The 11390-nt window shown below is 69.0% G+C and carries 10 protein-coding genes and 1 rRNA gene; 5 read left to right on the top strand and 6 right to left on the bottom strand.

Annotated elements, in window-relative coordinates; translation table 11 throughout:
• Positions 1 to 24: 24 nt before the first annotated feature.
• On the bottom strand, positions 25 to 345 hold the full coding sequence (locus ACVCMB_RS11515) for a hypothetical protein (protein ID WP_447106983.1): 321 nt from the start codon (positions 343 to 345) through the stop codon (positions 25 to 27).
• Positions 346 to 406: 61 nt separating this feature from the next.
• Here ACVCMB_RS11515 and ACVCMB_RS11520 point away from each other — a divergent pair, with 61 nt between their 5' ends.
• Complete coding sequence (locus tag ACVCMB_RS11520) at positions 407 to 655, top strand: hypothetical protein (protein ID WP_447106984.1); 249 nt, start codon at positions 407 to 409, stop codon at positions 653 to 655.
• A gap of 67 nt (positions 656 to 722) precedes the next feature.
• Entirely contained in the window at positions 723 to 1592 is an 870-nt protein-coding gene (locus ACVCMB_RS11525) for a beta-lactamase induction protein (RefSeq protein WP_447106985.1), read from the top strand.
• A 76-nt stretch (positions 1593 to 1668) separates the two neighbouring features.
• Here ACVCMB_RS11525 and ACVCMB_RS11530 read toward each other — a convergent pair whose 3' ends face one another.
• A complete protein-coding gene (locus ACVCMB_RS11530) occupies positions 1669 to 3543 on the bottom strand; it encodes an MFS transporter (RefSeq protein ID WP_447106986.1) in 1875 nt (624 codons plus the stop codon).
• 283 nt (positions 3544 to 3826) lie between these two features.
• Here ACVCMB_RS11530 and ACVCMB_RS11535 point away from each other — a divergent pair, with 283 nt between their 5' ends.
• Positions 3827 to 4402 (top strand): helix-turn-helix domain-containing protein, encoded by a 576-nt coding sequence (locus ACVCMB_RS11535; protein ID WP_395120642.1) that lies wholly within the window; start codon positions 3827 to 3829, stop codon positions 4400 to 4402.
• Between the two features lie 52 nt (positions 4403 to 4454).
• Here ACVCMB_RS11535 and glyS read toward each other — a convergent pair whose 3' ends face one another.
• A complete protein-coding gene (glyS, locus tag ACVCMB_RS11540) occupies positions 4455 to 6602 on the bottom strand; it encodes a glycine--tRNA ligase subunit beta (protein ID WP_447106987.1) in 2148 nt (715 codons plus the stop codon).
• Positions 6599 to 7516 (bottom strand): glycine--tRNA ligase subunit alpha, encoded by a 918-nt coding sequence (glyQ, locus tag ACVCMB_RS11545; RefSeq protein ID WP_447097776.1) that lies wholly within the window; start codon positions 7514 to 7516, stop codon positions 6599 to 6601. The genes glyS and glyQ overlap by 4 nt, the downstream gene beginning before the upstream one ends.
• A gap of 99 nt (positions 7517 to 7615) precedes the next feature.
• On the opposite strand from glyQ, the gene ACVCMB_RS11550 reads away from it, so the two are divergent.
• Together ACVCMB_RS11550 and ACVCMB_RS11555 are read left to right on the top strand one after the other, a co-directional pair.
• On the top strand, positions 7616 to 9436 hold the full coding sequence (locus ACVCMB_RS11550) for a GspE/PulE family protein (RefSeq protein WP_395120645.1): 1821 nt from the start codon (positions 7616 to 7618) through the stop codon (positions 9434 to 9436).
• A gap of 27 nt (positions 9437 to 9463) precedes the next feature.
• The gene (locus tag ACVCMB_RS11555) at positions 9464 to 10186 is read left to right on the top strand and encodes a glutamine amidotransferase (RefSeq protein ID WP_395120646.1); all 723 of its coding nucleotides are present in this window, start codon (positions 9464 to 9466) and stop codon (positions 10184 to 10186) included.
• A gap of 7 nt (positions 10187 to 10193) precedes the next feature.
• Here ACVCMB_RS11555 and ACVCMB_RS11560 read toward each other — a convergent pair whose 3' ends face one another.
• Both ACVCMB_RS11560 and rrf read right to left on the bottom strand, forming a co-directional pair.
• Entirely contained in the window at positions 10194 to 10877 is a 684-nt protein-coding gene (locus ACVCMB_RS11560) for a rhomboid family intramembrane serine protease (protein WP_395120647.1), read from the bottom strand.
• A 241-nt stretch (positions 10878 to 11118) separates the two neighbouring features.
• A 5S ribosomal RNA gene (gene rrf, locus ACVCMB_RS11565) occupies positions 11119 to 11232 on the bottom strand.
• Positions 11233 to 11390 lie beyond the last annotated feature (158 nt).

Genomic DNA, 11390 nt, shown 5'->3' on the forward strand with positions numbered 1-11390 from the left:
ATGGACCTCTCCCATGCACCCGACTCACCGCTTTCCGGCAGCGATGCGCGCATCGAGCGGGCGCGTCGCCATCCACGTGGCGGTGATCGGCGTGCATCTGGCGGCATGGCTGGTCTGTTTCCATGCCAGCCCGCGCGTCTGGCGGCCCGCCGCACTCTGGCGCCATCCGCCATCGACGCCGCTCACCCTCCGGTTGCTGACGGTGGTGGCCACGGCCGCACCGCCCAGGCGGCCATCGCGGCGTCCTTCGGTACGGCGCCCTCCGCCGCCCCGAGGCATCGTCACGTCACCGACGCCCACACCGCTGCCGGCGACGTCACCGGCGCGCGAGCGCAGCGCGATCACCACCAAAGCCGACGTACCCGGTTACGTCGCCGGCGGCAATCTTCTGCGCGGCGGGATGTCCATGCCGCGCCCGGTCCGCCTGCCCGGCTCCTCGACGCCGATCGTGGAGGGTTTCCGCATGGTCGACCCGCGCATGCAGGGCGTCGGCGGCGCCGTGCGCATGGTGCAGGCGCTGTTCGGCGTGGTCGACCCGCACTGCATGGACGTGGAGGTCTGGCGCGGCATGACGCCGGCCGAGCAGTTGGCCCGGCACATCAGCTCCACCGACGTCGAACGCACCGCCGAGCGCTACCACTGCGGGCCCGGCTGAGCGGCGAGCGCCAGCGGGCTGCACACGCGCTCGTTACAATGCGGCCATTGTCCGGGAGTGCGTCACCATGGCCATCCGTCTGCTCGTTGCCCTGATCGCCCTTGGCCTGCTGCATGTCTCGCCGCAACTGGCCAGCTGGCGCCGCGACGGCCTGTTCCGGCGCTGGGTGGCGCAGTTGTCCGACACCAGTGGCGCCGGCCGCGTGGTGCTGGCGCTGGCCCCGCCGCTGCTGCTGTGCGCACTGCTGGTGTGGCTGTTCGGGCACACCGTACTGGGCGAGTTGCTGCCGCTGCTGTTCTCCGTGGTGGTGCTGATCTACTGCTTCGGTCCACGCGAGTTCGAGCGTGACCTGGAGGCGATCCTCGCCGCGCCCGACGACGTCAGCCGCGAGGCGGCGGCGCAACGGCTGTCCGACGACGGGCGCCCGGTGCGCTGGCACGCCCCGGCGCTGGGCGAGGCGATCGTCTATGCAGCGTTGCGCCGACGCTTCGCGGTGCTGCTGTGGTTTTTCCTGCTCGGCCCGGTCGGCGCGCTGCTGTACCGGCTGGCGCAGACGCTGGGGCGCGACGACTCGCTGGCGCTCGACGGCGACAGCCAGCATGCCGCCCGCTACCTCGCCAACGCGCTGGACTGGTTGCCGGCCCAAGTGCTGACCTTCACCCTGGCCGTGGTCGGCCACTGGGATGCGGTGATCGAGGCGTGGCGGCGCTGGCACATCCAGGCCACGCCGACCAGCTGGTATCAGCGCGGCCCCGGCTTTCTCGGCGCCGCGGCGCAAGCCGACGTGCGCATCGACATCGAGGCCGGCGACGGCTATGCCGAGGAGCACAGCGATCCGCTGGACGAGCTGCGACGCCTGCGCGGCGCCTTGCTGCGCGCCTTGCTGGCCTGGCTCAGCGTGATCGCCTTGCTGGTGATCGGCAGCTGGGTGAGCTGAAGCCGGCGGGCGGGGCCGGCTTGGACCAGCTACGCCAAGGCAGGGCGGGCACTGCCCGCCGCTTGCCCCGCCGCGCTCAGGCAAGCTCCCCGCGCAATTCGCGAACCCTGGCTTCCAGCGATGCGGCGCTGGCCGCCTGCGGCGGCACCGGCGCATCCACGACCAGTTCCACCCGCGCCCGGAAGCGCCGCGGCAGGCGCAGGCGGCCGAGCCGGGTGTCGCGCCGGCTCCACACGCTGCCCCACAACCCCCGCAGCGCCAGCGGCACTACCGGCACCGGGCGCCGGGCCAGGATCTTCTCCAGCCCTGGCCGGAATGGCGCGATCTCGCCATCGCCGGTCAGGCCGCCCTCGGGGAAGATGCATACCAGCTCGCCGTCGGCCAGCGCCGCGTCGATCGCGTCGTACGCCTGCTGCAGCACGACCGGATCTTCCTTTTGCCCGGCAATCGGAATCGCCTTGGCCGTGCGGAACACGAAACGCAGCAGCGGGGTGTGGAAGATCCGGTAATACATCACGAAGCGCGCCGGCCGCCGCAGGTTGGCCATCAGCAGCAGCGGGTCCATGAAGCTGACGTGGTTGCACACCAGCAGCGCCGGACCTTCCTCGGGCAGATGCTGCATGCCGTCGACGCGCACCCGGTACAGCGTGTTCACCAGCACCCAGGTGATGAAGCGCATCAGGAACTCGGGCACCAGGGTGAAGATGTACACCGCCACCAGCACGTTGAGCAGGGCGGCCAGCAGGAAGATGGTGGCCGCGTCCATGCCCAGCCGGCCCAGCACCAGCCCGAACACCGCGGCCAGCACGATCAGCAAGGCATTGATGATGTTGTTGCCGGCGATTACTCGCGACAGCCGCTCGCGCGGCGTGCGCGACTGCACGAAGGCAAACAGCGGCACCACGTAAAAGCCGGCGAACACGCCGATGGCGGTGAGGTCGAGCACGATGCGCCAGCTGCCGGCGCCGTGCAGGAACGCCAGCCAGTCCAGCCCGCGCGTGGCCGCAAGCCCGTGCCGGGCCAGGTACAGGTCGATGCCGAACACGGTGAGGCCGAACGCGCCCAGCGGCACCAGGCCGATCTCCACCCGCTTGCCGGACAGCTTCTCGCACAGCAGCGCGCCGACGCCGGTGCCGATCGAGAACAGGGTCAGCACCAGCGTGTTGACCGAGCCGTCGCCGCCCAGCGTCTCGCGCGTGTAGATCGGCAACTGCGCGATCAGCACGGTGCCGAAGAACCAGAACCACGAGATGCCCAGCACCGCGTTGAACACCGCGCGATCGGCGCGGGTGATGCCCAGCACGCCGGCGGTCTCGCTGAACGGGTTCCAGTTGAACTTCAGGTCGGGCGCGGTCGCCGGCGCGGCCGGAATGCGCCGGCTGGCCAGATAGCCGGCCACCGCCACCGCGATGGTCGCGCCGGAGGCCAGCATGGGCCCCACGCCGGCCACCAGCATCAGCGAGTTGCCTGCGATCATGCCCACCAGCATCGCCATCTGCGTGCCCATCTCGACCAGGCCGTTGCCGCCGACCAGTTCCTCGTTCTTCAGTGCCTGCGGCAGGATCGCGTACTTGATCGGCCCGAACATGGTCGAGTGCATGCCCATCATGAACAGCACCACCAGCAGCAGCGAGGTGTGGTGGGTGTAGAAGCCGTACGCGGCCAGCGTCATCGCCGCGATCTCGAACAGCTTCACGTAGCGGATGATGCGGCTCTTCTCGTACTTCTCCGCCAGCTGGCCGGCGGTGGCGGAAAACAGGAAGAACGGGATGATGAACAGTGCCGGCGCCAGGTTGGTGTAGATCCCGACGGTGCGGTCGTCCAGCCCCATCTGGAACGCCACCAGCATCACCAGCGCATTGCGGAACGCATTGTCGTTGAAGGCGCCCAGCGCCTGGGTCCAGAAGAACGGCGCGAAACGCCGCTTGCCGAGCAATCCGAATTGGCTCATGCCTTGTCCTGTGATGGGTCCCCGGCGCCACCACGGCCGGCGGCGACCGGGCGACGGTAGCAGCTGCGGCGCACCGGACGAAAGATCGGCATGGCATGAAACTCCCCGCCATTCGCGCGGTCGCAACCTGGTTGCCGGCGCGGGTTCGGGATCGACGGCTTGGCACGGCACCGGCGGCGGGCGCAAAATGCTGCGTGGACGACCCGGTTTTCCCGCCGCGGCGATCGTCCCCGAAATCTTGCGCCCCGGTGCAGTCTCCTACCCTACCGACACGGCCACTCCCATGAGCAAGTCCTCTCCCCAGGTTTCCGGCGGCACCTTCGCCGACCGCATCCGGCTGCTGATCCAGCGCGTCGGCAGCGCCACCGAGATCGCCCGCATGTGCGGCTTCTCCGAAGGCGTGGTGCGCAGCTGGCGCGACGGCAATACCGACCCCTCGCGCGCACGCTGCGTCACCCTGGCGCGCACGCTGGGCATCTCGCTGGTATGGCTGGTGGCCGGCGAGGGCGGCATCCAGATCGACCCGACCCCGACCATGCAGGACGACCAGCACAGCAGCCAGGTCGTGCGCACCCAACGCGTCCACGCCAAATCCGGTACGGTCACCCGTCTGCCGTTGTCCGCGCAGATGCAGGGGTTGGACCCGCAGCGCCTGAACACGGCGATGCAGATGCTGCAATCGGAACTGGAACTGGCCGGCAGCCCGCTGGGCCTGGCCGAGAACACCGACCTGCTCACCGAGCTGTACGAGATCCTCGGCCCGGGCGGCGTCAACGTGGACGCCGGCGCGATGATGGCGTTCAACCGCCACCTCGCCCAGCGCCTGCGCAAGGATCGCCTGGCCTCCACCACGGCCTGAGATCCGGGCGCACTCCCGCGGGGTGGGCGTTCGCCCGTTCCGCGGTTCGGCGTCAGAGCAGGGCGATGTCAGCCACGGTGCTGAACTGGCTCTTCAACTGATTGAGCAGCGCCAGGCGGTTGGCCCGCACGGCGGGGTCTTCGGCGTTCACCAGCACGTTGTCGAAGAACGCATCCACCGGCACCTGCAGTTGTGCCAGGCGGGCCAGCACGGCAGCGTAATCGCCGGCGGCCTCAGCCGCGGCGCTGTCCTGCCGCGCGGCGGCCAGCGCATCGGCCAGGTCGCGCTCCGCCTCCGCCTCGAAACAGGCCGGGTCGACCGTCCGCCCGATCGGCGGCGCACCGGCCTCCTCGGCCTGCTTGCGCAGGATGTTGGCGACGCGCTTGTTGGCTGCCGCCAGGCTCACCGCCTCGGGCCGGCGGCCGAACTCGACCACCGCACGCAGGCGCCGGTCGAAGTCGGCCAGGCTGGCCGGCTGCACCGCCAGCACGGCTTCGAAGGCCCCGTGTTCGAAGCCCTGTTCGGCGTAGTAGCCGCGCAGGCGCTCATGCACGAAGTCGAGCAGCTCCTCCAGCAGGATCGCGCGCCGCGCGCCCGCCTGCAGCGCCGGCGGCTTGCCGTCCTTGCCGGGCTTGAGGCCGGCCGCCAGCGCGGCATCGGGCAACTGCTCCAGCGCCTCGATGAAACTCGCGCGCAGGTCCAGTTCCAGGCCGCCCTCGATCAGGGTACGCGCCAGGCCCAGCGCCGCGCGGCGCAACGCGAACGGGTCCTTGTTGCCACCGGGTTTCATGCCGATGGCGAAGATGCCGGCCAGGGTATCGAGCCGCTCGGCCACCGCCAGCACCTGACCCAGGGGGTCCGCGGCGATGCGGTCGCCACCGAAGCGCGGTTGGTAGTGGCTGTCCAGCGCCTCGGCCACCGCCGGCGGTTCGCCGTCATGGACGGCGTAATAGCGCCCCATCACGCCCTGCAGCTCGGGAAACTCGCCGACCATGCGGGTCAGCAGGTCGCACTTGGCCAGGCTGGCGGCGCGCGTCGCCAGCGCCGCATCGACGCCGACCCGGTTGGCCACCACCCGCGCCAGTTCGGCCACGCGCACGCTCTTGTCCCACTGGCTGCCCAGCGCCTGCTGGTAGGTGACGTTTTTCAGCTGCTCCTGGTAGCTGGCCAGCGGCGTCTTGAGGTCCTCGTCCCAGAAGAACTTGGCGTCGGCGAAACGCGGCCGGATCACCCGTTCGTAGCCACGGCGGATCTCGACCGGGTCCTTGCTCTCGATGTTGGCGATGCCGATGAAGTGTTCGGTCAGCTTGCCCTCGGCGTCGAACACCGGCACGAATTTCTGGTTCGCCACCATGGTGGTGACCAGTGCCTCGGCAGGCACTTCCAGGAAGCGGCGCTCGAAGGTGCAGGCGATCGCCACCGGCCATTCGGTGAGGTTGGCCAGCTCGTCCAGCAGCGCGTCATCCAGTTGCGGCGTGCCGCCGGTGCCTTGCGCGGCGAGCTCGATCTGCTGGTGGATGCGCTGACGCCGCTCGCGCGGATCGGCCAGCACCTTTGCGGCGCGCATCGCGTCGAGCCAGCCGTCGGCGTCGGCCACGTGCACCGGTTGCGGATGCATGAAACGGTGGCCGCGCGACTTGCGCCCGCTGGCCAGGCCCAGCACTTGGCCGTCGACGATGTCGGCGCCGTGCAGGATCACCAGCCAGTGCACCGGGCGCACGAAACTGTAGTCGTGGTCGGCCCAGCGCATCGGGCGCGGGATCGGCAGCGCCTTGAGCGCCTCGTCGATGATCCCCGGCAGCAGGGCCGCCAGCGACTGGCCCGGCCTGACCGCACGCCAGACGAACCACGCGCCCTTGTCGGTTTCGAGCTTCTCCAGCTGGCCGACGTCGACGCCGCATGAGTGCGCGAAACCAAGCAGGGCCTTCGACGGCCGCCCTTCGGCGTCGAGCGCGGCGGCCACCGCGGGGCCGCGGCGTTCGATGGATTGCGCCGGCTGCGCCGCCGCCACCGCAGGGATGAAGGCCGCCAGCCGGCGCGGCGAGGCGTAGGCCACCGCCTGGTCCAGCCCGGCGCTGACGCCGCGCGCGGCCAGCCCGCCCACGATGCCGCGCAGGAATGCGGCGGACAGCTCGTCCAGTGCGCGCGGCGGCAGTTCCTCGGTGCCCAGTTCGATCAACAGCGACTTGCCGGCGTTCATGCGGCCTGCTCCTGGTGGGCACCAGCGTGCTTGAGGCCGGGAAAGCCCAGCTTCTCGCGTTGCGCCACGTAGGCCTCGGCGACGGCGCGCGACAACGCGCGCACGCGCAGGATGTAGCGCTGGCGCTCGGTGACGCTGATCGCGCGGCGCGCATCGAGCAGGTTGAAGGTGTGGCTGGCCTTCATCACCTGCTCGTAGGCGGGCAGCGGCAGGTTGGCCGCCACCAGCTTGTTCGCCTCGCCCTCGCAGACGTCGAACCAGCGCAGCAGCTCGGCCACGTTGGCGTGCTCGAAGTTGTAGGTGCTCTGCTCGACTTCGTTCTGGTGGAACACATCGCCGTAGGTGACGGTGCCGCGCGGGCCGTCAGTCCAGACCAGGTCAAAAACGCTATCCACGTTTTGCAGGTACATGGCCAGGCGCTCCAGGCCATACGTGATCTCGCCGGTGACCGGCCGGCACTCGATGCCGCCGGCCTGCTGGAAGTAGGTGAACTGGGTGACCTCCATGCCGTTCAACCACACCTCCCAACCCAGTCCCCAGGCACCCAGCGTGGGTGATTCCCAGTTGTCCTCGACGAAGCGCAGATCGTGCACCAGCGGGTCGAGGCCGAGCTCCTTCAGCGAGCCGATGTACAACTCCAGGATGTTCTCCGGGTTCGGTTTCATCACTACCTGGTACTGGTAGTAGTGCTGCAGGCGGTTCGGGTTTTCGCCGTAGCGGCCGTCGGTGGGGCGACGCGACGGCTGCACATAAGCGGCCGACCAGGGCTCCGGGCCGAGCGCACGCAGGAAGGTGGCCGGATGGAACGTACCGGCGCCCACTTCGGTGTCCAGCGGCTGCAGCAGTACGCAACCCTGCGCCGCCCAGTAGCGGTTGAGGGTCTGGATCACATCCTGGAAGGTGCGCGCGGACATGGCTTTCCGTGACCTGGGTTAAAGCGCGTTAGTATAGCCGCAGCTCGCTTTGCGGCTGGAATTTCCGGCTGGCGGAGCCTTGCACAGGACACTTGCCGGATGGCTGCATCGCCACAAATTGCCTCGCTGCTCGGCCGTCGTGGCCGACTCGAACTGGACGAGGTGCTGGCCGCGCTGGTGGTCGACGGTTACGCGCTCGCCGAGGATGCGAAGAACGTGCGCATGGGCGCGCGCGCCGGCCGCAGCACGGTGGAGCTGCACCCGCTGGTGGTGATCGCCAACGCCAAGTTGATCAACCAGCGCGAGCCCGGCCGGCCATTGAGCCTGGAGACGCTGGCCGAGTGGCTGGCTGGCCATGCCGGCTTGCCGTACCTCAAGATCGATCCGATGAAGATCAACGCAGCCACGGTCACCCAGGTGGTGAGCCTGGCCTACGCGAAACGGCACCGCATCCTGCCGATCGCGGCGACCGTGGGCGAGGTGACGTTCGCCACCAGCGAACCGTTCGACGACGCCTGGGCGCCCGACCTGGCCCACATGCTGCGGCGGGACATCAAACGCGTCGTGGCCAGCCCGATCGACATCAACCGCTACCAGCAGGAGTTCTACGGCGTCCAGCGCTCGATCCAGCTGGCGCAGGACGCCAAGACCGGCAGCGACAGCTCCTCGGCGATCCTCAACTTCGAGCAATTGGTGGAGCTGGGCAAGAGCGGCGAGGTCGGCGCCGACGATCGCCATGTGGTGCACATCGTCGACTGGCTGCTGCAGTACGCCTTCGAGCAGCGCGCCTCGGACATTCATCTGGAACCACGACGCGAGACCGGCTACATCCGCTTCCGCATCGACGGCGTCATGCAGAAAGTGTTCGAGTTGCCGGCGCCGGTGATGACCGCAGTGACCGCACGCATCAAGATCCTCGCCCGCATGGACGTGGCCGAGAAGCGCCGGCCGCAGGACGGCCGCATCAAGACGCGCTCTGCCTCCGGGCGCGAGGTGGAGTTGCGCATCTCGAACATGCCCACCGCCTTCGGCGAGAAGGTGGTGATGCGCATCTTCGATCCGGATCTGGTGGTGAAGGATTTCGCCCAGCTGGGTTTCTCGCCGAGCGAGGCGGAGAACTGGCGCAACATGGTCGAGCGCCCGCACGGCATCGTGCTGGTCACCGGCCCCACCGGCTCGGGCAAGACCACCACGCTGTATTCCACACTCAAGCACCTGGCCACGCCAGAACTCAACGTGTGCACCGTGGAGGACCCGATCGAGATGGTCTCGCCGGAGTTCAACCAGATGCAGGTGCACGCGGCGATCGACCTCGATTTCGCCGCCGGTGTGCGCACGCTGCTGCGGCAGGACCCGGACATCATCATGGTCGGCGAGATCCGCGACCTGGAAACCGCGCAGATGGCGGTGCAGGCCTCGCTCACCGGACACCTGGTGCTGTCCACGCTGCACACCAACGACGCGCCCAGCGCGGTCACCCGCCTGCTCGATCTCGGCGTGCCGCACTACCTGATCCAGTCCACCCTCACCGGCGTGGTGGCGCAACGCCTGGTGCGCACGCTGTGCCCGCATTGCAAGCAGGCCACCACCCAGGACCCGCTGGCGTGGAACGTGCTGACCCGCGGCTGGGCGATGCCGGTGCCGGCGCAGGTGTACCGGGCGGTCGGCTGCCTGGAATGCCGCAACACCGGCTTCATGGGCCGCACCGGCATCTACGAGATGATGAAGCTCTCGCCGCATCTGCGCGGCATGATCTCGGCCGAACTCGACCTCAGCGGCTTCGGCCAGGCTGCGTTGGACGAGGGCATGCGCCCGCTGCGCATCTCCGCCGCCGACCAGGTCGCCGCCGGACTGACCACGGTGCAGGAAGTGCTGACCGTGTTGCCACCGATCGACGCCTTGGCCGATGATCCGCACTAGCGCGTCAAACCTCCCCCGAGACACCGCATGAAACCCGTCCTGATCATCCGTACCGGCCGGGCGCCGGACAGCATCCGTGCGCGCCACGGCGATTTTCCGCACTGGTTCCGCCTCGCCGCCGGACTGCGCCCGGAGCGCCTGCGCATCGTCGACGTGGCGGCCGGCGAAACGCTGCCGGCGGCGGGCGAGGTGGCCGGCGCCATCGTCACCGGCTCGGCCGCGATGGTCACCGAGAAACTACCCTGGAGCGAAGCGACCGCCGGCTGGATCCGCGACGCGATGGACGCCGAGGTGCCCTTGTTCGGCGTCTGCTACGGCCACCAGCTGATGACGCACGCGTTGGGTGGACGGGTCGATTACCTGCCCGGCGGGCGTGAGATCGGCACCCAGTCGATCGGGGTCAGCGCAGGGCAGGCGCACGACCCGCTGGGCGCTGGCCTCCCCGCCAGTTTTCGCGCGCACACCACGCACGAGCAGAGCGTGCTGGAGCCGCCCGCGGGGGCGCAGATCCTGGCCAGCTCGGCACGCGACCCGCACCAGTGGCTACGCTACGGGCCGAACGCGATCAGCGTCCAGTTTCATCCCGAGTTCAACGCCGAGGTGATGCGCGCCTACATCCGGCGCAAGCGCCACGACCTGCATCGCGAAGGTGCCGACGCCGCGCGCATCTTCAGTGACGTGGCCGCCACCCCGATCGCGCGCCGATTGTTGCGCCGCTTCGCCCATCTGCACGGTTGGGCCGGCGACTGAGCCGCCATCAGCCGCGCAAGCGCCTGGCGATCGCCTCGCGCGAGAACAGCGCAAACCCCACGCCGAACACGAAACCGCCGATGTGCGCCCACCACACGTAGGCACCATAGCTGGGCCCGGCATAGCTGAACAGCAATTGCAGCAGCACCCACATGCCGATCAGCAGGAAGGCCGGCACGCGCACGAACTGCAAGTACAGGCCGAGCGGCAACACCAGGCCCAGGCGTGCCCGCGGAAACAGCGCCACGTAGGCGCCCACCACCGCCGATACCGCACCGCTGCAGCCGATGATCGGCAGGCGCACGCCGGCCAGCGACAGCGCCCCGATCAGGTTGGCCACCACGCCGCCGATGACGAACAGCACCAGGAAGCGCAACGATCCCAGCGCACGCTCACCGGGCAAGCCGAAGATCACCAGGAACAGCAGGTTGCCCAGCAGATGCAGCCAGGTGACGTGGATGAAGAGCGCCGTGAACAGCCGCAGCAGCGCCGGATCGGTCAGCTGCGGCAGCAATGGCTCGTGCGCATCGAAGATGTTCGCCGGCACCGTACCCCACTGCAGCAGCAGCGCGATGCGCTGCGGCGCCGGGATCATTGCCAATCCGACGAAACAGACCACACACAGACTGACCAGCAGCACGGTCGCCCAATGCCAGCGCGGCCGGCGGCGCGTTTCCACATGGACAAACAAAAGCCATCCCTCCGCCTCGCCCGCGCGCTGGCGCGTGACCTGGCCATCATAGGCGATCGCTGCCGCATGACCTTGACGCAATGCGGCTCTTGGCCGGTGGCTGTCGCAGGGTCACCCGAGCGCAGGTCCACCTCGAGAACGAGCTCCCTGGCGGTGACCTGTTGCAGGTTGCGGGCGGCGGTGGCGGCGGCAGAAAAGAAAAACCCCCACCGTTGCCGGTGAGGGTGTTTCGGGATAAAGCCCCTGGCGGTGACCTACTCTTGCATGGCAAAGCCACACTACCATCGGCGCATGCGCGTTTCACTTCTGAGTTCGGGATGGGATCAGGTGGGACCACGCCGCTATGGCCGCCAGGGAAGGGGTGGGAGCAGCGCGCGTGCGCCAGCTCCACGTTTCTGAAGAGGCGGCCCTGACGGCCGGCTCTTCCGCGAAAGATCCCTCGAGGTGTTGAAGAGTCCGCCATGGATGGCGAGGTGTTGACTCCTCTTTCCGTGAGAGGGATCTCACGTGAGA

The sequence above is a fragment of the Rhodanobacter sp. UC4443_H10 genome (genome assembly GCF_052978325.1).